The organism is Sorangiineae bacterium MSr12523, assembly GCA_037157775.1.
GTDB classification, from domain to species: Bacteria; Myxococcota_A; Polyangia; order Polyangiales; family Polyangiaceae; genus Pendulispora; species Pendulispora brunnea.
Genome location: CP089982.1, coordinates 6,643,246 through 6,666,741, shown reverse-complemented (window position 1 = coordinate 6,666,741; position 23,496 = coordinate 6,643,246). Strand labels below are relative to the sequence as shown.

Genomic DNA, 23,496 nt, shown 5'->3' with positions numbered 1-23,496 from the left:
CGCATGGCTTTTCCCGGCATGTTTCATTACGGAATACTCGTCCCTCGGCTCGAAGCGGCCATATCGTTCTACGAGTCGGCCTTCGGCCTGACATTCTTGCCCCCGCTCGCCACGTTCTATCCGCGCGTCCAACAGAAGGACGGCGACGCGCCATTCTCCGCGAGGATCACGTATTCGCGGTCCGGGCCCATCCACCTCGAGCTGCTGGAGGCGGAGGGCACGGGGCTGTGGGCCCCGCAGCCCGGTGACCACGTTCACCATATCGGCTTGTGGGCGGAGGAGCCCCTGCGGATGGCGGCCGATCTGGAGTCGAAGGGGTTCGAGTGGGAAGCCCATTGCTACGGTGCGGATGGTGCCATTCCGGTGGTTTTCGTGCGTCGCGGCGCCGTTCGACTGGAACTGGTCGATGCGCAGCGACGCCCGAAGTGGACGGATTGGGTGGCGGGCAAGATCCGCTCACCCCGCTGAGGTCATTGGCCGTCGAGGGCGCGATCGAGTTCTGCTCGAAGCACCGCCTGGAAGGTGGCCACGTGCTTGGGATCCATCAGCGTGTGATGCTCGCCACCGACTTCGATGTACCGGTTCGGAGCACGCGTGAAGGCGTCCCAGTTTTTGAGCTGATCGCTCAACCATTCTTGCTTGGTGCCCCAGAGTGGCTCCGCATAAAAGACGGTCATCGACTCCACGTTGCCGGTTGGGACGTATTTCTTGGCCACCAGGACCAACGAGTGCGCGAGCGCCGACCAGGCTTGAAGCTTGGGAAGGTCGAGATCGAGCTCCGCCACCCGTTCCGGCGGTGCGAGCTGCAGAATGGCCGCGCACGGATCTTGGTGCGGCAGTCCGGCTCGAAGCTGTGCAGGCAGCTCGTCCATCTGCTTCCGGTTGATCAGGGACAGGAAGAACGCGAGGAGGACGGTGGTCTCGACTTCGTCGAAGAAGTCGCTTCCGGGCTGCACGATGTGCGGCCGCATGTCGATGCTACCGACGAACGCGACGCGCTCTCCTTGCGATTCGAGCACCTTGGCGATTTCGAACGCCACGGGGCCACTGAAGGAGTACCCCGCGATGGCGTAAGGACCGTGGGGCTGCTTTTTCCGAATGGCATCGACGTAGGTGCTGACCAACTCCTCCATGGAGGTGAAGTACGCCTCGCCTTTCTTGAATCCACGCGCTCGCAACGCGTAGAAGGGGCGCTCGTTGACGAAGTAGTTGGCCAGGTTCACGTAGACGAGAACCTCGCCCACGCCCGGGTGGATGCAGAAGAGCGGTGTCTTGGTTCCCGTCATTTGCAGCGGGACGATCGGGTCGTATTCCTTCTCGTCCTGGCTGGCGAGTCCGCGCACGGTGGGATTCTGCAAAATGGAGATGACGGGAACGTTGACGAAGCCCAAACGCTCCTGGAGCAACTGTTTGAGCTTGATGATGTCGAGGGACGTGCCGCCGAGATCGAAGAAACTCGCAGTCGCGCTCACCGTGCTCGGATCGAGTCCGAAGAGTTCGGCGAAGATGGCTGCAATCGCGGTTTCGGTGAGGCCGGCGGGAGGCGTGTACCCTCCGAGCTGCCGGCGCGTGACGTCGGCGATGTGGGCCTCGTGGGAGGCAAGCTCGCCCGCCTCGAGGCGTTTGCGCAGAAGGGAGCGCTGGATCTTGCCAAGGCTCGTTTTGGGGAACGCACCCTTGGGCAGCGGGAGGATCAGCGTGGGCCGGAAGCCCCAGAGCATGATCACGGTGTTGCGGACCGCAATGGTGAGCTGATGCAGCTTCGCTTCGTCATCCAACGCAAATGTCGGAGCGAATGCGACCACGAGCTGCTCGGTGTCGGCCCCCTTCGGGCGCGTCGGAAATGCCGCCACGAAGGAGCGTTCGATGCCGTCGAGCTGCTCCAAAGCCGTCTCGAGCTCGTGGCTGAAGTAATTCACGCCGCTGACGATGATGCTGTCTTTGCTACGGCCGACGAGATGGAGGCGTCCGTTTTCGATGCGACCCAAGTCCCCGGTTCGGAACCAGCCATCGGGGGTGAAGGCGCCATGGGTGGCCTCTTCGTTGTTGTGATAACGACCGAACACCATGGGGCCGCGCAGCTGGAGCTCGCCGGATTCGCCATCGGGAACGGAGAGTCCGTCATCATTCATGACGCGCATTTGCAGACCGGCGATCGGCAGACCGAGGCATGCGAATTCACGATTTTCGTCGCGCTCCGGAAATTCGCGCGAGAAGACCGAGCCCGCGCACGTTTCCGTCATGCCAAACGCCGGCCAGAGCGCCTTGCGAGAGAGTCCGAATGGCTCGAGCAAGTCGAGAAAGCGGCGTCCGGTCTCGACGACGATGGCCTCGCCACCGGAAATGATGTGCCTCACGCACGACAAGTCGAGGACGTGCGTTTGCCCTTTGTCGTCGGCGTGCTTGGCGGAGGAAAGGGCGGCGTTGATTTGTCCGAAAAGGAAGTTCGGCGTGAAGGTCACCGACACCCGGTAGCGATCCATGAAGCGCAGAAACATGAGCGGATCGGCGAGGATCACGGCGGGGTCGACGTGAAGCTGCACGGCGCCTGCGTAGAGGGGGAGCAGGTGCATCTCCAGGAGCGCCGCCACGTGATCGAATGAGATCCAATTCAGCGTGACGTCGGCCGCCGTGAGCTCGTGCCGCTCTTTCTTGCCCGCCATCGACGCGATGAGGTTGCCGTGGGTGAGCACGACGGCTTTGGAGTTTCCCGTGGAGCCGGACGTGAGCACGAGTAGAGCAGGATCGTGTGGCTTTGCCGCGTGCACGTGGTCTCGTGGTGTGCCGGTGCGCAGCTCGTCGAGGTCGGCCGCTTGCACACCCGGCAGGTCGCCGACCAGCGCGCCCGTCGAAATGAAGAGAGGCTTCTCGAGCAGCGTATCGATATGCGCCAAGTGCTTTGCCCAGCGCTCCGCATCATTTCGGATCGGGACGAGCGGGCAGGGGACGTATCCTCCCAGGACGCACGCCCAAAACGCGGGAATGAAGTCGCTCGCTCGCTCCAACAAGAGGGCGATCTTGGCCCCAGGCCCGCGATCGTACGCCTGCAAACCGCCGAGAATGCGCCGTGCCTCGTCGAGCAGCGCGGGGTAGCTCAGAAGCTCGGCTTTCCCGTCGCGCTCGGTGGATATCAGACATATTCCGGTGCGCGGATACCTCCGTGTGACGCGGAGGAGCAGCTCGGCGAGGTTGGCGGGCTGCGGGGGTTGTTCTTTGTGCTCGGAGCGGGAAGTCGGGAAAAACGCTGGTGAATGGGAAATCGATACTGCAGATGCGTCCATTTATGATTTTCTCCGTGAGCCTGCGGCCCCCCTCCTTGAAGTCTCTCGAGATTGTTGCTTTGGTAATCCGTTGCAATTCGCGCCACGATGCGTGAAATGGTATTTACGCAGCAACGGTGATGATTTTGATTCTTTGCAGCGATTTGGCGCGTGTTCGCACCAGGAGGCGAGATCACACCGCGCTTGCATGCCAAGGACTCGGGGCCTCGCCACGGATCGCGAACGCCATCGCCAGCGACAACGGGCGAATTAGGTACCACCCGGTAATGCGACCATCAAGTGTGATCTATCGATTCGCATAACCCGGTAGCGGGCAGTGCGATGTATATGAAACTATTGGACCAAATAGATGGGAGGCGCCAATGCGTCGTGCGCTCGAGTAGTGACGCTGCCGAACGCGCCATAAGTAATTATCGTCGTGCAATTGCGAAATCTGCATTTCGATATTCGAGCGCGGGAATGCCGAATTCAGGCCGAAGCCGTCGTGAGCTTTGCGATTTCGGCGTCGGTTAATTTCAAATCTGCAAGGGCGAGCAAGGCGGGTAGCTGCGCAACGTTGCGTGCGCTTGCGATGGGTGCGACCACGGTCGGCTGTGCGGCCAGCCACGCGAGCGCGACCGTCGAAATCTCTGCTTCGTGCGCGTTCGCCACCTCGTCGAGCGCGGCCAGCACGCGGAGTCCCCGCTCGGTCGCGAGGTATCGACCGGCTGCGGGCGCGCGCGGGCTGTCGATCGCCACGCCGGGCCGGTATTTGCCCGTCAGGAATCCCTTCGCCAAGCCGAAGAACGGCACCGAGGACAGACCGTGCGATGCGACTACGTCGAGCAGCGAACTCTCGTATGCGGTGCGCTCCACGAGATTGTAATGCGGCTGTAGAACTACGAACTTCGCGAGCCCTTCGCGCGTCGAGAAAGCGAGCGCGTCGGCCAGCCGTTCTGCCGAGATGATCGACGCAGCGATATGACGAATCTTGCCTTCATGGACCAACCGGTCCAACGCCACGAGGAACTCTTCGAGCGGGATTCGAGGATCGTCTTCGTGCACGTAGTAGAGGTCGATGCAATCGGTCCCCAAGCGGCGCAGCGACGCTTCCGCAGCGGCCCGGATGTTTCTCAGCCCCTTGAACTGGGGGTGGGAACTCCCTTTGGTGGCGAGGACCAGGTCATGCCGCCGTCCACGTTGCGAAAGCCACCTGCCGATGATGCTCTCCGACTCGCCACCCGTGTTGCCGGGGACCCACGCCGAGTACGCATCGGCCGTGTCGATGAAGTTTCCGCCACCTGCCGTGTAGGCATCCAAAATAGCAAAAGACGTTGGCTCGTCCGCCGTCCAACCAAAGACATTGCCTCCAAGGGCGAGCGGAAATACGTCCAAATCGGTGTTTCCAATACGAGTCATTGGCTCGAGCATACACGAGCGGGTGTCCAGGACCGTCGTACCCGCGTGATGATGAAGGAAGATGGCGCGGATTCACGCAGTGTGAATTTCGAGTTCACTGGGATCGGCGCGAACCTCGATATCTCGAAGAAGCCCGACCCCAAATGGGCGAGCACTGGCGAGCACGATTCTCGAACAGGAAGAAGGAAACCGCCAGGACGCCAGGGGCGCCAGGGATCGCCAACTGAACCAACACTAAATCCCCAAAAATGAGAGTTCATTGTTGGTTCACCTGGCGATCCTGGCGCCTCTCTTTTGGCGCCCTGGCGGTTTCTTCTTCTTCTCCATGTGAATTTTCCGCCTCACAACGAGAATTGGCAACGCGTGATCGCGGCCCGTATTTTTTGCTCGTGCACCGGTGAATGCGCACGGGGCACGTGGCTTGCGATGTCCTTTCCCATCTTCCTAACGTGGAAAGGTCACAATGATTTCTCGCTTGAATACGTATCGAGCTTGTATTTTTCTTGCGGCATCCTCGCTTGCGGCTTGCGCCTCGACCGCGCTGAGCCCCCAAGGGGCGCGCGTCACCGTCGCTCGAAGTGCTCCGCCCCCGAACTGCACCGAGGTTGCACAGCTGGTCGGGCACGGAGGCGGAAGCTTGATCGGTTCGAACATTTCGAATGACGTTCTGATCGAATATGCTCAAAACGATCTGCGAAACAAAGCCGCAGCGCGCGGGGCCAACTACGTCCAGCAGGACCCGCCGACTCTCGGTCAACACGAAGGAACGACCACGACGGCCACCATCTCGGCGACGGCGTACCGTTGCCCCACCGCCGAACCGACGCAGACCGAGGCGGCCAAGCCTTAGCGTAACGCCGTATCCACTTTTGCGTATCGATTCCGATCACCTTCACCTGCTGGCGAGTCAGGTTGTGTTTATCGTGTTTCGTATGACGCCACAGTGGGATCCGTCGCCGGCATCCGCGCACCCTGGGGCGAACGCGGTGTGACCGATTGTGGACGACGTTTGCAAGCTCCTCGGCGGGGCGTGGGTCGGCGAGGAAGCGGTAGCGACCGCTCTGTGGGCGTCCTACGGGCGCGCGGCGACGATCCCGCTTGGATTTCGCGCGTGGAAAAGAGCGCCGCGCTCGACGGCTTGGCGCACGCGCTTCATCGTGCGAAGTATGGTGCGGACGAGCCAACCACCGCGGCCGACCTCGACCCCTTCCAGGCTGAACCCGACGACGATCCGGAGAACCCGTGAGCAAGAGCACCAAAGAAAAAGCCGAGATCGAATCCCTCGAAAGCGCGATCCGCCACCACAATCACCTGTACTGGGACAAGGCCGCGCCTGAAATCTCCGACGTCGATTACGACAAGCTCGTTCGGCGCCTCAAGGATTTGTCCCCCGATTCCGCGGTGCTTTCCGAGATGGGGCCCAGCAAGGACGCGCCGCGCGTTCTCGGGGAAGCCTTCCGCCACAAGGAGCCGATGCTCTCCCTCGACAAATGTTACGAGCCCGCGGAGCTCGAACAGTGGGCGGCCTCCTTCGAAGGTCGGGTGGTCGCCATGCCGAAATTCGACGGCATCGCCTGTGCGCTCCACTACGAAGACGGCCGTTTGAAGGTCGCAGCCACGCGCGGCGATGGCTCGGTGGGCGACGACATCACGGTGAACGTCCTCGAAATCAAGGACGTTCCCGCAACGATTCCGACCAAAGAGACCGTCGAGGTGCGTGGCGAGATCTACATGCGCCTATCCGTTTTTGCGAAGTTCAAGGCCGCCGGAATGGCCAACCCACGCAACCTGACGGCGGGGGCCATCAAGCAAAAAGACAAATCGAAATCGGCCGCGTACGAACTGTCCTTCGCAGCCTACGATCTCATCGGGACGCGTGCCGACTCGCAAGTTGGCGAGTTGGAGGAGCTCGTTCGATTCGGTTTTGCCAAGGTGGATTACCTCGTGCTCGAACGCGATCACGTGATCGAGGGGTTCGAGAAGTTCACGCAGTGGCGACCGAACTTGGATTACGAAATCGACGGTGTCGTTTACAAGGTCGATGCAATCAAAGAGCAGCGCCGTCTCGGGCAGACGTCGCACCATCCGCGATTTGCCATTGCCTACAAATTTCAGGGCGATTCAGGCGTTTCCATTTTGCGGCAGGTGGAATGGTCGGTGGCTCGAACCGGGGCGATCACGCCGGTCGCCATCGTCGATCCCGTGAATCTGTCTGGTGTTACCGTCACCCGCGCTTCGCTGCACAATGTTGCCTTCATTGGCAATCTTGGTCTCACGTTGGGGGCACATGTCACGCTCGTGCGCCGCGGCGGCGTCATTCCCAACTTGGAAAACGTTACCGTCCCTGGGACCGATCCCGTGGTGATTCCCGAACAGTGTCCGAGTTGCGGCTCCGTCGTTCGACGCGATCGCGACTTCATTTTCTGCAGCAAACCGAGCACGTGCAAGAGCGCCGTCATCGGGCAGCTTGCCCACTATGCGGCGACCATCGGCATGCTCGGGTTCGGCGACGCGATTTTGGAACATGGCTACAACGCGGAGCTTCTTCGTTCCCCGGTCGATTTCTACACGCTGCGCTGGGAGGACATTGCGAAGTTCGAGCGAAGTGGCGAGAAAATCGCCAAAAAGCTGGTGGCGGAGGTCGACAAGAAGCGGTCCTTGGAGCTCGCAACGTTCCTGCGCGCCCTCGGCATTTCGGAACTCGGCAAGCATGTCTCGGCCATCCTCGCGGACCGGTATCGCACGCTCGATGCCGTGCTCCAAGTGACCGAGGAGGAGCTCTTGGAGACGCACAGCATCGGCGCGTCGATTGCCAAGAGCGTCGTTGCAGGCTTGGCCGAGGCGCGCCCGCTCATCGACGCGTTGCGGGCGCACGTCACCATCGTGGCGCCGGCGCATCACGAAGGGGAGGGCGGTGGACCGCTCGCGGGCCTATCGTTCGTCTTCACGGGAAAAATGGTCGCGTTCTCTCGGAGCGAGGCCGAAAAGCGCGTGCGCGCTCTGGGGGCCGCAGTGCTCAGCAGCGTGACCAAGCAACTGACGTACTTGGTGGTCGGCGCCGACAAGAGCGGTCCGAAGTCCACCAAGGAGAAAGCCGCTGAAAAGCTCATCGGGCAAGGTGCGCCGCTGAAGGTGCTCTCGGAGGACGAATTGCTCGCGATGCTGGAGGGCGCCAGGACCCATGAATCTCGCTCATGAATCGCGCGGCGCCATCCAGGAGGAAAGCAGGTCGTGCGCCATACGAAGGTCGCGGGTGCCGTGACCTTCGGTGAAGGTTGACAGAATGAGGGCAAGAAGCCCCTTTGCTTCGGAAATGCTCCCTTGGCTGGCCAGCAAGCGACCGTAGCTGCAAGCAAGCCGCAGCTCCCAACTCCGGGCTTGCTGGCCGCGCGCTACTTCGAGCCCACGCTCGAAGGTACGTGCGGCATGATGGGCATTCGATTCATTCATGGCGAGCAGTATTTCGCCTTTCAATCGAAAGTGCTCCGCATCGCAATAGCGTTCGCCCGTCCGTTCCGAGGTCTCCATTGCTTTTTCGATCGAAAGCATGGCCTCGTCGAGTGCACCCATTCGTAGCTGCCCCTGGGCAAGGACGGAAAGATAGCGCGTGAAATTGATCGTCGAGCCCATCGATGCTCGACCGCCCAGGGCTGCTTGAAGCTCGTCGACCCCCTGGCGCTCACCGCACTCGATTTGCGTCCATGCTTGGCGGACGCGGACTTGGGCGCTGAGAAAATGGAGGCCGTATTCCTCGCACAGGCGCAATGTCTCGTCGAGCAGCGTGCGCGCCTGGGGGTACTCGCCGCGTTCATTGTGCAGCGTGGCGAGGAGGAACATCCGTATCGCGAGACTGGCAGGATGATCGTGCTTGCGCGCGATTCGCACCGCCTCTTGCGAATGATGAAGCGCTCGGTCAGGCTCGCCCAGCATCCAGAGGATCTGCCCAAGAGACATATGCAGAATCGCGTTGACGTCGGATCCCATATGGACACGAACCGCGCCTCGCGCCTGCGCCTCGTAGAGCCGTATCCCCGCCTCCGCATCGTGGCGACTCGCGGTGAGGTCGCCGCAAGAAAGCGCCGACGAAACCGTGGCTGTGTACGCGGCGAGTATCATGCCAGGATTCGCAGCTTTTTTCGCACGCGCCATCAGTTTGGTCGCCAAATCGTAACTGGTGCGATGGTCACCGCGAACGTGGTTCAACTGCTGAAAGGTCAACAGCGCCCAGAACGATTGTTCGTCACCGTCATACCGCTCGGCGAGCTCACGAATCCGCGAAAGCGTTTCCCTCGTGCGCTCTGATTCGAGTCCATCTTCGGCGAGATACACCCCCGCCAACTGGGCCTTCAGCAAAAGCTCGCGTCGGTCCCGCACCAAACTCGATGGCAGCAGATCCAGTTGCGCCATCGCACGCGCGTAGTGGGTGAGCGCGTCGGCGCTGGCCGACCTTTGCATGGCCTGTTTCGCCGCCTTTTCGAAGTACACGCACGCCTCCTCGGGGCGCTTCGCCTCGGCGAAATGTCTGGCCGCGATTTCCGGGTTTTGCTCCGCAATTTGAGGGAATTGCGAAACCAGCACCTCGGCGGCCCGCCGGTGCAGCTCCTGCCTCTCTTGCTTGACCAGGGATTGGTACGCCGCTTCTTGCACGAGGGCGTGCTTGAACCGAAAGCGCGCGCGCGATATGCCCCCTACGGGGCGAAAAATCCCTGTCTCGACGAGCTGGAGCAGTCCGATCCGGAGTGATTCCTCGGACAGAGGCCACATGATCCGAACCAGATCGAAGTTCATCTCGCGCCCGAGCACGGAGGCAACCCGCGCCAACTCCCGGCCCGGCTCGGGCAAGGTGTCCAGGCGTGCGCGCAAAAGAGCCTCGAGGGTCGCCGGCACCGCATCGCCCCACGACGTGGGCTCATTTCCTCCCTTCTGGAGCGCGTCCAACACGCTGTACGTGAGCTCCTCGAGGAAAAGTGGGACTCCGTCGGCGCGCTGCACGACTTGCTCCACGATGGCCGCAGGTAGATGGCGCCCGCGACCGGCAAAGCCGACCATGGCGGCGCTCTCGCTCGGCGAAAGCCGGCGTGGAGTCACGTGATGCAGCAGCGAGGAACGCGCCCAGAGCGGCTGAAACTCGGGGCGCGCGGTCACGAGCACCATGGCCCGCACCGCCGCGGGCCCCGATAGCCACCGCTCCAGCAACTCGAGTGTAATGGAATCAGCCCAGTGCGCATCCTCGACGACGAGCAGCAAGGGCTCCTCCTCGGCCAGCCGCTGGAGCAAGCCGAGGAGGGCTCCGAGCATCTGGTGCTTGAGCAGATTCGCACTTTGCGCCATGTCCGGGGCGGAGGCATCTTGCACGGGAAGCCCGAGGAGAGCCGCTTTCTCGAGCGGAGGGGCATCCGGGTCCAACCCCATCGCGTGCTCCAGCCCCTCCAAAATGGGCTGCAGTGCATTGCTCTGGGAATGCGGCCAGCATTGGCACCGCACCAGCCTATGGCCTTCCGTCGCCAGACCTTCGAGGTGCTGCTCGAGCAGGCGCGACTTGCCAATTCCCGCTTCGCCGACGATGAACACGAATTGGCCTTTGCCGCTGATGGCCGATCGCCAAAGGCGATGCAGTTCATCGAGTTCGGCTGTACGTCCCACCAGCGGAGTGATGGTGCCCGCCGCAATCGGATTGAAGCGAATCCGATTCTCCTTCCGCCGCAACAATCGATACAAATATTGTGGCGCAATGCCATCTTCGGCCGCAACCTCCTCGAGCAATGCAAGCTCGAAGGTGCCCTGCACGAGCATCTGCGTTGCCCGTTCCGTGAGAATCTCGTTCGGCTGGGCGCGGCGTTCGAGCGATTGAGCGGCTTCCAGCACCTCACCCTGCATTCTCGGGGGAGCGGCTTCCGGGTCCGCGGCAAGGGGAATGCACGGGCCCGTCGCCACCCCCACGCGGGCGCCGCGGGAGCGCTCATTGTCCTCGGGCCGAAAGGCATCGACGATCAGTGACGCCGCACGCAATGCGCGCTGAGCGCTGTCTTCGTGGGCTCGAGGATAGCCAAAGCACGCCACGACCTGTCGGCCCAGGGAAAATAGAATCGTGCCCTCCAACTGGCTCACAATCGTGGCGCACGCCTCGAAGAATTCGCCAATGGAGTCATCGAAGGCGTCCCTCGATGCCGTCGACGAAAGGGAGCAAGCCATGGCGGTAATCTGTCGCCGCTCGGCATTCGCTAGGGGAGTTCGTCGCCGCGGAAAGCTCGGGTGCGACGGCACGGGGGCCTCCGTGCTGTCGGATTGCCCGCGCAGGGCCTGCACGAGCAGCACCTCCAACCCGACCAATTCGTCGAGCAAGTCGTCTGCGCTGCCGAATCTCGCATCCTTCTCCTTCTCGAGCGCGCGCTTTACGATTCCTTCCGCCTCCTCGGGCAGCTCTGGCCGCGCCCCGCGCAGCGACGGCGAAGGAGCCGGCGAGAGCACGGCATTTCGCAGTTCTGCAATGTGATGGCCTGCGAACGGAGAAGCTCCGGTGAGCAATTCGAAGAACATCACCCCCGCAGCCCAGATGTCCGTTCGGCCATCTTGAACCTCGCTACGCCATTGTTCGGGGGACATGTACTGGGGAGTCCCAAGGAAGTGCGCGCCGGCGACATCGCCACCCGCACTCATTTGTGCCACGCCGAAGTCGAGGACCTTGGCCGTTCCGTCCCTGGTGATGAAGATGTTGCTCGGCTTCAAGTCGCGGTGCACGATTCCGGCCCGGTGTGCGTGCGATAACGCCTTCGCGACGTCGATCATGAGTCGGACGGCTCGCCGGACGTCGATGACCGATTCATTCGTTTCGTGTGTACGGCACATGAGGACATTGAGGGGATATCCCTCGAGGTGCTCCATCACGAGGAAGGGGCGCCCCTCGTCTTGCCCGATGTCGAACAGGCGCACGATATTTTCGTGGTTCAAACGCGCACACGCCTGCGCCTCGTGCTGAACTCGCTCGAAGGCCTCCGCCGTGTTCAGGTCTTTGCGCGTGAGAAACTTGATCGCCACCTTTCGATCGAGAACGGTGTCCTGCGCGAGAAACACGACCCCCATCCCTCCGCTGCCCAGGGGCTCGAGCAGCTCGAATCGGGTTTGGGTCATTCCGCCGAGCCTTCGTCCGGGCTGCAGGCCGCTCCTCACCGTTTCCGCCGGTTCGAGCGTGTCATCACGCTGCCGATCCGGTGCCCGACGAGCACCGTCCGTCAGCGTCGCGACTGCGCTCTCCGGCGCGGCGGGCCTATCTGAGTTCTTTTTCGTCCTCATCGGTGGTCGTAGAATGCCACGACGCACTCACGATGCCTGCGCTGGTGACATCGATTCGACCATGACCACGATGATCAACGCACATCATGTACTTATCGTGCCTGCAGGCGTAATCGGTTCCGACGCCAGCCATGACGCGATCGTTCGGTAAACTTCGGGCCGATCGAGCAAGTCGAGATGACCTGTGCCGTAGGCGATCGATCGATGTGCCTCGGGGAAGGCGAGGGTCAGCTCCGGCTTGATGTGCCGGCCGAGCGCGCTGTCGACGGGAACGAGACCATCGCCCGGGAGCTTGCCACCTGCATCGAGACCGGTCGTCGCGGCGACGGCATAACAAGCGACCCCTTCGGGCAAAGGGAGCGGGGTGCGCGTGTCTTTCCCGAATGCAAAACGGTCGACCCCTTCCCAGTGCTCGTCGACCACATTGCCAAACCGCATATCGGTGACACCGCAACTTCGGATCTGCCCGAGGCGTGTGAGCGCCTCGCTGTACCGGCTAATGCCGAGTAGAACGTCGACCCAATTGCCACCACGCTCGAGCGGGGCGCCGTGGTGCGGCGATCCGAGGCAGATCATCTTGCGCAGCTTGGAGCGCCAAACATGATTGGCCACTTCACCATAGTAACAAGCGCTCCGCGATACCAATCCGCCCATGCTGTGGCCCAAGAGGACCAACTCGTCGATGGGGGCAGGCCAGGCCAAAACCGCGCGCTCGAGCAAATCGGCCAACGAGCGACCGTTGGCCGAGATATGCAGTCCGCTGTTGTAGTGCAAATAGACGGGCGTATATCCAAGGTCGCGCGCGAGGGCGGCACCATGATCGTGCCCGCGCCGGAGCCATTGAAGGTCGTTCATGCTCGAGCCATGAACGAGGACGAGTAATTTGCCCCCCACGCGGGAGAGGCTTTCGCGGAGCGATGCTTCGTCGAGGGTCAGCGGATGCCCCTCGTGGTGCAATCGCATCTCGATGGCGAGAGGGTTACCCGTCTTGGCCAGGTAGTCGCCCAGCACGCCGTTGAGGGCCGCGATGACCGCCTCGCGCTCGGGCCCCGGTGTGCGTTCCCCGAGCAGCGGCTGAAGCTGCGCGAGGGCAACGTCCAAGGTCACACCGACCAACTTCGTGATGGCGCGGATGCTTCCGTAAACGGGCGCCGTCATCAAACGCACCGGCACGGCAAGTGGGCGGCCAAGAAGGTCGGGCCCGCCACCGATCGCGTGGTGCATCGCCTCGACCAGATCGGTCACGCTTTTCGTCGCCTCGACCGCGAGCCGGCTGGCCCCGCGCAGATCGTCGCCGTCGTTGCGCGTCTTCTTGCTCGCCATGGACGCCAGTGTACCCCACGGCGTTTATTTCGTCGCAGGAGCGCTCGACGGTGCGCCGGAGGCCGCTGGGGGCGCGAACGCGGGGTACATCCACGCGACGTCGAGCGAGGTATCCTGCGTGATCTTCGGCTGGCCTTTCCCGGGGCCGGTGGCGAAGCCTCCGTAGAATACCTTTCCGCGAATCGCCACAATCAGCTTTCGGTCGCGCGTGGCGCGGAGAGGCTCGGTCACGGTTTGCGCGGCTTCGAAGGCAATTTCGATCAGCGCTTTCCGATCTTCGCCCTTTTGGTACGTGTCGAGGTTCGGAGCTTGGACCAGAAATACGATGTCCGTGGGGCGCACATGCGCATACGTGAGCCAATTGCCCTTGGTAAACGTGTCGCGCGTTTCGTCTTTGCCGCCCGTGAATGTCTCCGTTTCGAGCTTCTTGAGCGTGGTGCTGAACTTTTTTGCCAGAGCGACGGCCTCGGCGTCCGCGCCAAAGCCTACTTCGGAGGAGAACGTATCGATCTTCCCATTGGCGGCCTCGAATTCGACCTGGCCCGGCTTCGGAGGCTCGGACTTGCCGCACCCTCCTGCGACGAGCATGAGGGGCACCAAAAGATGGCGCAATCCGATGGAAGGGCGTGCAGATATCGTTCGAGACAGCATGGCGTTTCTCCTTTGGAACGTGCGCACGGCACGTGTGGTGGATCTACGCCGTCGCTTTGGAGAAATGCCTTCGAAGGACCTATTTCTTCCTATCGAAGCATTCTGCGTTTGGCGCCTTTTGGAGGCGCCCCCGGCCACGGTGAAATCACGCGCGATACTGGATACAGTGCAACTTATGCTCGAAGGCGTCACCATCGAACAATTGCGTACGCTGCGTGCGGTCGCCGAGGCGGGAAGCTTCTCGGCCGCGGCGCGAAAACTCGGGCGCGTACAAGCGGCGGTGAGCCAGTCGATCGACCGGCTCGAGGCTCTGCTCGAGCTTCGCCTCTTCGATCGATCGGGGCGCGTGCCGCGGCTCACACGTCACGGCGAGGCCATCGTGGCGGCGGCGGCGAAGATCGAAGGCGATGTGAACGCGCTCGAGGAGCTGGCCGCTCGTTTGAAGCGAGGCGAGGAAACGTCGCTCTCCATCGTCGTCGACGCGTTGTTCCCCACCGCATCACTGGTGCCATTTGCAAAGGACCTCGCGGCGAAGCATCCCTCCGTCTCCTTCGTGCTCTTCACCGACGTCCTCTCGGGCGTCACGGCGCACGTGCGCGAGCGCAGATCGGCGTGGGGAATCGCCATCGAAGACGCCGACATGACCGATCTCGAGCGCCGCCCCATCGCCGATGTGCAGCTCGTTCCGGTCGCCGCCAGCGACTACGTTCTTGCGAAGCGATCTGGCCCCATCGACGATGCCGCTCTCGAGGGGACGGTGCAAATCGTCCTCGGAGAACATCGTGACACGGCCGACGCGTCGGACGCGCAGGGCGTCTTCGCCCCGCACACCTGGCGCGTCGTCGACCAAGCGACGAAGCTCTCGCTGATTGCCAACGGTCTCGGATGGGGGCACATGCCCGAGCACCTCGTTCGCGACGATCTGCGCGCGGGCCGTTTGGTGAAGCTCGCACTCGATGCCTGGGGAGGCGGCACACTGCGGCGCTCGCTCGTGCTCGTATGGAGGCGCGGAACCGTGCTCGGCCCGGTCGCGCGCTGGGCGCAGCAGCGCCTCTCGGAGCTATGCCTCGGCGTGGTCGAACCTGGTTCGGCCCGCCGCGCGCCCCATCACGCGAAGTGATGGGACCTCTCACGGGAACAGCGGTTTCCCGAGATTCGCACCGTCCGCAGATTGACGGCCATGAACACCGAATTCGACGCATCCGTGTTTTCGAAGCGGCATCGCGTGTCCGACGTTCGCTCCGTCGAGAGAGTCTTTCGCAGCAACGCCTTCCACTGGGTCGGCAACGGCTTTCACGTATCGTCCTATTTTCCCAGTGCAAGACTCCCCGCGGAGCGCGTAAGCCCGTTCGTCCTCATGGATTATGGCCCTGCGAAGGAGTTCACTCCGCTCGCACGCGGCAAGCGCGGCGTAGGTTGGCATCCTCACCGCGGATTCGAGACCGTCACGCTCGCGTGGGAAGGTTCGGTCGCCCACCGTGACAACGCCGGCCATGCCGGGGTCATCGGGCCCGGCGACGTGCAATGGATGACGGCGGGTGCCGGGATATTCCACGAGGAGTACCACGAGGAGAGCTTCACGCGTCGCGGTGGCAAGCTGCATATGATGCAGCTCTGGGTGAACCTTCCCTCGAAGGACAAGATGGCCGCGCCGGCGTACCAACCCATCCTGGCCGCGCAAATCCCGGCCGTGCCGGTCGAGGGCGGTGGCGAAGTTCGCGTCATTGCGGGCGAGCACGGCGGCGCACGAGGTCCGGCGCATACGTTCACGCCCATCACGATGCTCGATGTGCAGCTCTCCGCGGGCGCGCGTCTGCAGGTGCCGCTTCCCGCGAATCACAACGCGCTCGCCGTGGTTGCGGAGGGCCGTGTGCGTGCGGGTGAAGCTTTCGCCAGCACGGGAGAACTTCTCCTTTTCGCAAACGATGGCGCGCGCCTCGAACTCGTCGCGGAGCAAGACGCGCACGTGATCGTTCTCGCGGGCCAGTCCCTCGGCGAACCGATCGTCGCTTACGGCCCCTTCGTGATGAACACCGTCGGGCAGATCGAGCAGGCGATCTACGACGTCAACAGCGGGAAATTCGGCGACGTTCCGGAATGACGTGCGGAGCCCGCAACGAGCGGGCTCAGGGAGGATCGCTCGGCGCCTCCAACGTGATTCGTCCCAAGGTGCCGTTTCGGAACTCGTGAATCAAGACGTCGCCCGCCTTGTGCAGATCGACGACCCCGCCGCTCCGGATGCAGCCGCGCTTTCGCCCGATGGTCTGCAGCGCCTCCATGGGCGAGGCGGGGACTTCGTCGAGCTTGAAACGCGTGCAGAGCAGCTGCGGATAGCGCGTGAGAAAGAACTCCGCCGCGAAGAGCCCGACGTACTCGTAGTCCATCACGGTGTCGGGTAGAGCGCCGCCGAGGGCAAGCCGCATCGTGGCCGCGCTATCGATGTCGCTGCGCGGCCAGAGGATGCCCGGATTGTCCGAAAGGGTCATTCCGCTCTTCAGGGTGACGAGCTGCTGGCTTTTGGTCACCGCCGGCTCGTCGCCCACCTTGGTGACCTTGCGCTCCATGAGCGTGTTGATCAACGTCGACTTGCCGACGTTGGGGATGCCTACCACCATCGCCCGCACGCTTTTGGTTGGGCCGGTCCGATGGGGGACGAGCCGCTTGCATATCTCGGGAATCTTCGCGCGCATCTCGCCGGGCCGCGTGGTGGTAAGGGCAATGGCGGCCACCCTTCCATTCCCGTCCGCGGACTCCAAGTAGCGGATCCACTCCTTGGTGACCTCGGGATCGGCCAGATCGCTCTTGCTCAGGATCTTGATGCACGCCTTGTGCGCGCAAAGCTCGGCCAAGACCGGATTGGCGCTCGCTCGGGGCATGCGCGCGTCGAGCACCTCGAGCACCACGTCTTTCGTGGGGAGCGCGTCGGCGATGGCCTTGCGGGCCTTGTTCATGTGGCCCGGGTACCACTGGATGGTCATCGCCAGCCGTATACCCTACTTCACGACCTTTCGCCTCGTTGCCCGGAGCTGGCGAACGCTACATCGGCTTTTCGTCGGTCTTCTTCTCGATGGACGCACACTGCACGGCGCGGACTTCTTCGATGCTGCGCTCGAGGCGTTCTTCGGACTGCACCCCGGTGAGGCGCGAGACCTCGACCCCCGAAGCGTCGACATTCACGTACGTGGGAAGCAGCGACACATTGTACGTGGCGGCAAGCGTTTCGCCTGCGTCATCGTCGACGTTGACGCGGTAGACGTCCGCCTCTCCGCGGCACGCCTTGATCGCTTCCGCGAGCCGCGGCTTCATGCGCTCGCACGCCGGGCAGGCCGCGCTGGAAAACGCGATCATCCTCGGACGGCCCTCGAGCCGTGCGCCCGCCTTTGCGGCGTTGGGCCGATGCGTGTCACACGCTTCGGTGTCGCGGTTGCACGATTCTGCGCCATCGACGGCGACCGGCACCGGTTGAGCCGAAGCGATGGGCTTTTCGTGCCGAAGAACTATGGTTGCGCCCGCAATGATTCCAATCAAGGCAGCGGCCCCGGCCGCTTTCGTAAGATAGTGCATCCGTCCTGTCAGCGTAGACGTTCTCAGGCGGGCGCGCCAGCGGGGCCAGGTCGTTTCGCGTTCAATCCGGACGCGGCGGGGTGCGGCGGCCCGACGAGGCTCTGCGCGCCAGCCCGAGCGCGAACGAAACCATCGGTGACATGGGGCGCGAGGTGCGCTCGGGAACGGTGCCGGTACGGAGTGCGTGCTCCAGCCGATCGAAGAGGGCCTCGACGGCCCAGTCGTGCACGGGCTTGATGAGCATCCAGCGGAGACGCCCCGAGAGGGTCTTGCTCTCCAGTTCGAGGGTATGGGTCACACGGCAGCCGTCGCCGTCGGGCTGAAGGTCGAATCCGTGCCAGCCCACGGGGCCATTGACCACGTCGACCCTCCAGGCGACACCGTCCCACGAGCGCAGGCGGAAGGTGAAGGGACCGTGTCCCAACAACGTTTGCCCGGGAATGAGTGCCAATGGATCGCTGCCGGGCGGATTCTCGAACCAGCTGGGGATGACGTCGCGAGGGAAGGAATCGCGGTCGCCGGCGCTCCAGCACGTTTCAATCCAAAGTCCGACGCGCTCGATGGGTGCAGCCATGCGCCGAACATGGATATTGCGAATGTGTTGCACGGGCAAAGACCTCCATACTCGAGAGTATGGGGAGCCCATTCGCCCTGTCAATCTTGCCGCGCTCCGAATCGCGTGCGGGAAGCGAGGGATCCCACCGCGATCGTTGCTTCGATGGCCAGATCCGCGCCGCGCGTCAGAAACTCCGTAATGAGCGCCAGTTCATCGTTCGTATAGCGCGCAAGGGCCGCGATCGTCTTGCGTCGAATCGTCTCGTAGGCGGCATTCCGAGGGGCGAGCGCGCTCGGATTCAGCTGGATGATGATGCTACGGCGATCCTTCGGATCACGCACGCGCCGCACCAGGCGTTTGCGTGCGAGGCGGTCGACGAGGCTCGTTATCGACGTTTTCGCCAAGCCGGTTTGCGTCGCGAGCTCGGTGGCGGTAAGGGGCCCAGCCCGATCGAGAATCTCGAGTGCCTTGTTGTCCGATGCACTGAGCCCGAACCGCTCGGCAACGGCACCGTGGAACATGACCGCCGACGTACTGCTCCTCCGTGCGGCCCGAACCAGGGAATCGATCAAATCCTGCCGCCGGGCGCTCGGTCGGGCACGGCTTGACATGGTTTTCATGTGGTCCTATGGGTCAGATAGTTCGATCGATCGAACATTTCGTCGAGTCGAACCATAGCATCGACCACGAGGAATCCGAGTGAGAACGGCGAGCACGGAGCAGGGGAGTCGACAGGGCGACGAGCAGGCCATCCATGCACTACTCGAGCGCCAGGCAAAGGCATGGAACGATGCCGACGCCGACGCGTTCGGAGAGACTTTCACGGAAGACAGCCGCTACATCGCCTTCTTCGGTGGAATCTACCGGGGGCGAAGTGAGATCGTCGCCTCGCACCGGCTCCTCTGGAAAGGCATTTTGAAGGGAACCCGTATGCACACCGAGGTTCTCGAGATCCGCTTCGTGAACCCGGACGTGGCCATCGTGATCACGCGAGGCGAGGTCGCGAAGCGCCCGCCCAAGAGGCTTCCCAAGGTTCAATCCCAGGTTGCCGTGCGAGACCGCGAGGCGCAATGGCGGTTCGCGCATTTCCAAAATACGAAACGACTTCGAGCCATGGAGTGGCTCACGTACCGCCTCGGCGTCGATGCGATTCCGTCCCTGGATAGATGAACCGCAGGCCCGCCTCCTTCGCGAATTTCGCGAACTTCGCGAAATCCAGTCGGCGGGCCCGGGGCAATTAGCGCCAAATATCGTTCAGAGGAATGGCGAATTGATCGTTCTGCGTCATATTCGGTAGACCCAGTCCGATTTCCATCGTGCGCAGCATGCTGTAGTGCGTATATCGCACGTTCGACTGAAACCCCGTTTTCGTGATGCCGGGCGATGCGAGTACGATCGTCGGAATGGCTTGCCCGCTGACGTTGTCGTCCTCGTCGAAGGTGATGATCATCAGCGAGCGCTGCTGCGTCCATGCGGGTGATGTCAAGATTTTAGGCAAATTCGCCTGGAACCAAGCATCCCCCGTCTGCGTGGAGCAGTTGTGCATGCTGTTGCAGCTGTTCGGCTCGAACCAGACGAAGTTGGGTGTAGTCGTCGCGGACTGCAGATCGGTCCACAATTGCGTAATCGGCCGAATGTGCTCGTTGCAACGCGTGCGATCCGCCCCGCCAATGTTCTGGAAGAACAGAAATGGCAGATTGTCCGGATCGTAATTCCCATTTTTTACGAGATTGCAGGGCGTTCCCATGTCCTCGATGTAACCGCGCCATTTCTTGCCGGCGGCCTCCACGAGGTCGCCGATGTGCGGCGAGCCGATGGTTCCGATGCCATCGGGCATGGGATTGTCCTGGTGCCCGAACGTCGAGCCGCCCGCAACCGCCATGTAATTGGGATCGCTGGGGTGAATGAGCCCATACGACCGTGCGAGGGCTACGTTGTTCGACGCCAGGCCATTCAAGTACGGAGCATTCGAGCGGCTGCCAATGACTTCGTCGTAGCGCCGATTCTCGAGAATGACGAAGAATACGTGGTCGAACGCCGGCACCGTTGCGGCAACCGGCGGGGGAACCGCCGGGGCCGGGAGTGGCGTCGAAAGCGTCAGGGAAAGATTGTCCGCGTAAGCGTCGTTGTACTGATTGGCAAGGTTGCGCAGCGTTTCACCGAGGAACTCCACCTTGACCCCGATGCTCCGCGTTCCCGCCGGCACATTGCCGTGGGAAACACGCTCCTGCAACGCCGTCGTATTGCCGCGGTCCGAGGCACTGACCGGCCCGATCGTTCCCGTACCGAGGCTCGCGCCATTGGCGCCGTTGAAGCTGATCGTGACGACCGTCCACGATGTCTCGTTCGCATAGCCACCAAGCCAGCCCGAAAGATCGTACGTCACCGCGCCACCATCGATCTGTGCGGCCGCCGCGGAAACGTTGATGGTTTGCGTCAACGTCGAATCGCCAATTGGTCCGCCCGAGAAGAATTGGTGACCGCGAATGGCCGGGCCCGCGGTGCTCGGCGAAGGAAAGCCTCTGCCGACGTCGTAGCCGACGACGGCGGTAAGGCCGGACACCTGCCAGCCCGGAAGCACCGCCCCGTCGTATCCGCTCGCCGATGCGTTCGCACACTCCGCGTCGCCGTTCACGATGAGGTTCGGACTCCCCGTGGCAGGGCCCGACGTCACATCGAAGCGCGCCGGATTGGACAAGGAGGTGTATCCATCATTGTATAAGTAGTACGCGACATAATGCCCCGGCGCGAGGGAGCTCGTGGACAATGTCACGGCGCCCGAGGCTTTGGGCGCATAGGCCCACACCAGCGCGTTGACGCTGCCGGGACCCCGGCCATCGTCGGCGTAGATGCCAATCCAGTTCTTGGAGGCCACGCGCGTCGTGGCATAAGACACGGAAAAAGATTGCCCTTTGGCATATTGGGTTTGGCCGGCACAGAGCACGCTGTTCGGCGTCGTGGTGAGTGCCGCCGCATTCGTAGCCGGCGCCGCCGCTGCGGCGTTGGACAACGAGGCCAAAGGTATCATGGTTAGCCACGGTAATACGTATCGGCCTCGAGATAGCCCAATTCGAAACATGATGGAGTCCCTCCTGCGCGTGGGGGCGCGATGCTGGACTCTACATGTGAAGAACCGGTGCCAAGCCGGTAAAGCTGCGGTGGAGCTTCGGCGTGACATCGCGCAGATACGGCGCTGCGCATCCTAACGGGCGGCTCCTTCGCGACCGACGAACCTTTCGCGCAATCGCCCGTTTGAGCGAAGCATGATGTGAGGGAATCCCATTCCTCTAGCGCGCCGGAGGATCGAGCGGCGTACACGAGGGACGGATGGGCCATAAGTCGCCGCCCGGCGGGGCGGGGACCTTGGATAGGGCCGCTTTGGCCTTCGTGTCGTTGGCTTGCTCCGCGGCGGCGTGCAGAATGTCGACCGCGATGAACTGTTGAAAACCGTTGATCTGCTGGTACGGCCATGCGCTAGCGCCTTTTTCGGCGGCGGGGATGACAAAGTCCACGGCTTTGAGCAGATTTGCGCCGTTGGGGGCCGTGTAGTGCCACAAATCAACGCCGACATGTGTCCCGATTTCGGCGAGACGGCCCAGCGCAGTCAGGTTGAAGTTGGCATAGTGCCACGACATCGTCCGCGAGAGCTCCGCGGGTTGGCTCCCATCCAACTTGATTTGGGCGGCAATCCGCTTCGACTTCGCGGCCTCCACGATGGTTTTGGCGTTGCTGGTTTGCCCGACGTAGAGCGCGATGGCCGCGTTCTGCATGTCGATGAAGCTACCGTGGTTGTTCTTGGCACCCAATTCGGCCTTGGCCTGCGGGCTGGTCTGCATCCATTTGAGGAACTTCGTGAACCAGTCCTTGATGCCCGAGCGATCCGCCGCCGTCCAACCCGGCGCGCCCGAATCGAGGATCGCGAGCGCGTCCACGAGGTGCGTGATGTTCTGCGACGTATCGATGATGCCCGTGCCGCGGACATCCGTTCGACAGGGGATCAGCTGCGCATACGGAAGACTCGGGTTCATACGGGTTGCGGCATCGAGAAACCACGTGCGCACATCGAGCACCGCGCGCGCCGCGTAGTTGGCATTCCCCGTGTAGAACCAGGCCAGGGACAAATCGACGATCGCGTCCCATGCCACCATGCGCTCGTAGTGGTCGGTGATCGCATCGGCTTCCGGGTTGCGCTGCCCATCGCGCGACACGTAAGGACACCCTTTCGGGTTGTCCGGCGTCGGCGTTTTCGATGCCCACCAATAGGGGGCCTGACTCAGGTAATCGTGTTTGTCTCCGCTCGGCGGCACTTGGTCCTTGTCGGTCACCGCCCAAGGCCCGGCAGTCAACGCGTCGTCGGCGCGATGAAGCAAGGCCGCGAGCGCCGCCCGTTGTGCTGGCGTGCCCCCGCCATTGGCGAGTGCTTGCCGTGTCGCCATCAACTGCGCACCGTCGAGGACCACCGTGCCGGGCGTCGCAGCCGCGAGGGCCTCGTGCCCTCCTTCGATATCGGCAGGCGCATCGCCGCTGCATCCCGCCACCACACCAATGCCCACGAGCATCGTCACGAATCGAACGGACATGTCGCACCCCTTACCTCGAGCAAGGTACAGTTGGTTCTGAGTTCACCCTCGCGGGGAACGATTCTTCAAAGTTTGACACCGGTGTCAATAGAGTCGAATGCCGCCGATTCAGAGCCCCCCAATGGCTACAAGGTATCTATTGCGCTGCGTCGGGCGCGCACCCCATTGCTCCGAGTCCAATTCGATCGCAAGGCGCGAACGACGTCGAGGCGTTCTTCCTCGACATGCAGGTCGCAGGGAAGGGGACCGCCGAGCGACCGATTCACGACATCGTCTCCTCGTGCCCAAGCCAAGTGAGCAAACCAAGACAATCGGATCGTCGACAATCATGGCTCGGAGATTCCATGGGTGCCCGTGGTCGCGGGGTATTCGGGATATTCCCGGGATGGACCCAAGAGGCCGACCGGTTGTGTAGACATTCGCACACCAACTGTCCCGGAAATCCGGAGCGGTGCCGCGATCCGCAAGGCTCTAGCTTGAGGTGTAAAGCCACATTGACGCGGTGAATCGCAAAAGACGACAATTTCAATGACGCAATGATTTGCAACCGACGCCGTGATCCGTTGATCTGAGCCTCAACAACGGATCGGAACGGACGCTCACCGGAAACCCGCTCGCTACGAAGCGATTTTGCGTACTCACGCCGCATATCCGTCTTGTCAAAAGGATTCGTCGATAGCGACGGCGCGATCTGGGCAAAAGGAGCTCCGCCACGTTCCCGATGAAGGCGAAGAATGCGATTACCGTGGCGTAGCGATGCCGCGCATGGTCGCAATCGCGGACGGAACTGCTTTCGGCGTTGGCTGGGGAAGCGCCTTGCGAAATCGCAAGTAGCGGTTCAGAATCGCGCCCT

The 23,496-nt window shown here is 62.5% G+C and carries 17 protein-coding genes; 6 read left to right on the top strand and 11 right to left on the bottom strand.

Annotated features, from left to right (window positions below; translation table 11 throughout):
- The first annotated feature begins 3 nt into the window (after nucleotides 1-3).
- The gene (locus LZC95_25685) at nucleotides 4-468 is read left to right on the top strand and encodes a VOC family protein (protein ID WXB00194.1); all 465 of its coding nucleotides are present in this window, start codon (nucleotides 4-6) and stop codon (nucleotides 466-468) included.
- A gap of 2 nt (nucleotides 469-470) precedes the next feature.
- Here the strand turns inward: LZC95_25685 and LZC95_25680 are convergent, their stop codons facing one another.
- Nucleotides 471-3,281, bottom strand: coding sequence for a non-ribosomal peptide synthetase (locus LZC95_25680; GenBank protein ID WXB00193.1), 2,811 nt, complete (start codon nucleotides 3,279-3,281; stop codon nucleotides 471-473).
- Between the two features lie 468 nt (nucleotides 3,282-3,749).
- Complete coding sequence (locus tag LZC95_25675; protein WXB00192.1) at nucleotides 3,750-4,679, bottom strand: aldo/keto reductase; 930 nt, start codon at nucleotides 4,677-4,679, stop codon at nucleotides 3,750-3,752.
- A gap of 463 nt (nucleotides 4,680-5,142) precedes the next feature.
- Between LZC95_25675 and LZC95_25670 the strand changes: the two genes are divergently transcribed.
- Entirely contained in the window at nucleotides 5,143-5,529 is a 387-nt protein-coding gene (locus LZC95_25670) for a DUF4156 domain-containing protein (protein WXB00191.1), read from the top strand.
- Between the two features lie 392 nt (nucleotides 5,530-5,921).
- A complete protein-coding gene (ligA, locus tag LZC95_25665) occupies nucleotides 5,922-7,877 on the top strand; it encodes an NAD-dependent DNA ligase LigA (GenBank protein ID WXB00190.1) in 1,956 nt (651 codons plus the stop codon).
- On the opposite strand, the gene LZC95_25660 is transcribed toward ligA, so the two are convergent.
- The 3 genes from LZC95_25660 to LZC95_25650 all read right to left on the bottom strand — a co-directional run bounded on the left by LZC95_25660 (nucleotide 7,872) and on the right by LZC95_25650 (nucleotide 13,943).
- A complete protein-coding gene (locus LZC95_25660; protein WXB00189.1) occupies nucleotides 7,872-11,807 on the bottom strand; it encodes a protein kinase in 3,936 nt (1,311 codons plus the stop codon). The genes ligA and LZC95_25660 overlap by 6 nt on opposite strands.
- Before the next feature lie 246 nt (nucleotides 11,808-12,053).
- Nucleotides 12,054-13,292, bottom strand: a complete 1,239-nt coding sequence (locus LZC95_25655; GenBank protein ID WXB00188.1) for a GPI inositol-deacylase — start codon at nucleotides 13,290-13,292, stop codon at nucleotides 12,054-12,056.
- A 24-nt stretch (nucleotides 13,293-13,316) separates the two neighbouring features.
- Nucleotides 13,317-13,943, bottom strand: coding sequence for a hypothetical protein (locus tag LZC95_25650; GenBank protein ID WXB00187.1), 627 nt, complete (start codon nucleotides 13,941-13,943; stop codon nucleotides 13,317-13,319).
- On the opposite strand from LZC95_25650, the gene LZC95_25645 reads away from it, so the two are divergent.
- On the top strand, nucleotides 13,942-15,063 hold the full coding sequence (locus tag LZC95_25645) for a LysR family transcriptional regulator (protein WXB00186.1): 1,122 nt from the start codon (nucleotides 13,942-13,944) through the stop codon (nucleotides 15,061-15,063). The two genes, LZC95_25650 and LZC95_25645, sit on opposite strands and share 2 nt — an antisense overlap.
- A 60-nt stretch (nucleotides 15,064-15,123) precedes the next feature.
- Nucleotides 15,124-16,044 (top strand): pirin family protein, encoded by a 921-nt coding sequence (locus LZC95_25640; GenBank protein ID WXB00185.1) that lies wholly within the window; start codon nucleotides 15,124-15,126, stop codon nucleotides 16,042-16,044.
- A gap of 25 nt (nucleotides 16,045-16,069) precedes the next feature.
- Here LZC95_25640 and ylqF read toward each other — a convergent pair whose 3' ends face one another.
- The 4 genes from ylqF to LZC95_25620 form a co-directional block, all read right to left on the bottom strand.
- Entirely contained in the window at nucleotides 16,070-16,921 is an 852-nt protein-coding gene (ylqF, locus tag LZC95_25635) for a ribosome biogenesis GTPase YlqF (protein ID WXB00184.1), read from the bottom strand.
- 58 nt (nucleotides 16,922-16,979) lie between these two features.
- Nucleotides 16,980-17,507 (bottom strand): thioredoxin family protein, encoded by a 528-nt coding sequence (locus LZC95_25630; GenBank protein WXB00183.1) that lies wholly within the window; start codon nucleotides 17,505-17,507, stop codon nucleotides 16,980-16,982.
- Nucleotides 17,508-17,568: 61 nt separating this feature from the next.
- Entirely contained in the window at nucleotides 17,569-18,081 is a 513-nt protein-coding gene (locus LZC95_25625) for a hypothetical protein (protein WXB00182.1), read from the bottom strand.
- Between the two features lie 80 nt (nucleotides 18,082-18,161).
- Nucleotides 18,162-18,674, bottom strand: a complete 513-nt coding sequence (locus LZC95_25620; protein WXB00181.1) for a MarR family transcriptional regulator — start codon at nucleotides 18,672-18,674, stop codon at nucleotides 18,162-18,164.
- A gap of 88 nt (nucleotides 18,675-18,762) precedes the next feature.
- Here LZC95_25620 and LZC95_25615 point away from each other — a divergent pair, with 88 nt between their 5' ends.
- Nucleotides 18,763-19,233, top strand: coding sequence for an SgcJ/EcaC family oxidoreductase (locus tag LZC95_25615; GenBank protein WXB00180.1), 471 nt, complete (start codon nucleotides 18,763-18,765; stop codon nucleotides 19,231-19,233).
- A gap of 67 nt (nucleotides 19,234-19,300) precedes the next feature.
- Here LZC95_25615 and LZC95_25610 read toward each other — a convergent pair whose 3' ends face one another.
- Together LZC95_25610 and LZC95_25605 are read right to left on the bottom strand one after the other, a co-directional pair.
- The gene (locus tag LZC95_25610) at nucleotides 19,301-21,091 is read right to left on the bottom strand and encodes a hypothetical protein (protein WXB00179.1); all 1,791 of its coding nucleotides are present in this window, start codon (nucleotides 21,089-21,091) and stop codon (nucleotides 19,301-19,303) included.
- A 259-nt stretch (nucleotides 21,092-21,350) separates the two neighbouring features.
- Nucleotides 21,351-22,643: an alginate lyase family protein gene (locus LZC95_25605; GenBank protein WXB00178.1), complete on the bottom strand. Its 1,293-nt coding sequence runs from the start codon at nucleotides 22,641-22,643 to the stop codon at nucleotides 21,351-21,353.
- Between the last annotated feature and the right edge of the window lie 853 nt (nucleotides 22,644-23,496).

What these genes read in the sequence shown, in the direction of transcription:
- LZC95_25685 (WXB00194.1), top strand. Translation starts at nt 4, where the DNA reads ATGGCTTTTCCCGGCATGTTTCATTACGGAATACTCGTCCCTCGGCTC.
- LZC95_25680 (WXB00193.1), bottom strand. Translation starts at nt 3,281, where the DNA reads ATGGACGCATCTGCAGTATCGATTTCCCATTCACCAGCGTTTTTCCCG.
- LZC95_25675 (WXB00192.1), bottom strand. Translation starts at nt 4,679, where the DNA reads ATGACTCGTATTGGAAACACCGATTTGGACGTATTTCCGCTCGCCCTT.
- LZC95_25670 (WXB00191.1), top strand. Translation starts at nt 5,143, where the DNA reads ATGATTTCTCGCTTGAATACGTATCGAGCTTGTATTTTTCTTGCGGCA.
- LZC95_25660 (WXB00189.1), bottom strand. Translation starts at nt 11,807, where the DNA reads ATGACCCAAACCCGATTCGAGCTGCTCGAGCCCCTGGGCAGCGGAGGG.
- LZC95_25655 (WXB00188.1), bottom strand. Translation starts at nt 13,292, where the DNA reads ATGGCGAGCAAGAAGACGCGCAACGACGGCGACGATCTGCGCGGGGCC.
- LZC95_25645 (WXB00186.1), top strand. Translation starts at nt 13,942, where the DNA reads ATGGCGTTTCTCCTTTGGAACGTGCGCACGGCACGTGTGGTGGATCTA.
- LZC95_25650 (WXB00187.1), bottom strand. Translation starts at nt 13,943, where the DNA reads ATGCTGTCTCGAACGATATCTGCACGCCCTTCCATCGGATTGCGCCAT.
- LZC95_25640 (WXB00185.1), top strand. Translation starts at nt 15,124, where the DNA reads ATGAACACCGAATTCGACGCATCCGTGTTTTCGAAGCGGCATCGCGTG.
- ylqF (WXB00184.1), bottom strand. Translation starts at nt 16,921, where the DNA reads ATGACCATCCAGTGGTACCCGGGCCACATGAACAAGGCCCGCAAGGCC.
- LZC95_25630 (WXB00183.1), bottom strand. Translation starts at nt 17,507, where the DNA reads ATGCACTATCTTACGAAAGCGGCCGGGGCCGCTGCCTTGATTGGAATC.
- LZC95_25625 (WXB00182.1), bottom strand. Translation starts at nt 18,081, where the DNA reads ATGGCTGCACCCATCGAGCGCGTCGGACTTTGGATTGAAACGTGCTGG.
- LZC95_25620 (WXB00181.1), bottom strand. Translation starts at nt 18,674, where the DNA reads ATGTCAAGCCGTGCCCGACCGAGCGCCCGGCGGCAGGATTTGATCGAT.
- LZC95_25610 (WXB00179.1), bottom strand. Translation starts at nt 21,091, where the DNA reads ATGATACCTTTGGCCTCGTTGTCCAACGCCGCAGCGGCGGCGCCGGCT.
- LZC95_25605 (WXB00178.1), bottom strand. Translation starts at nt 22,643, where the DNA reads ATGTCCGTTCGATTCGTGACGATGCTCGTGGGCATTGGTGTGGTGGCG.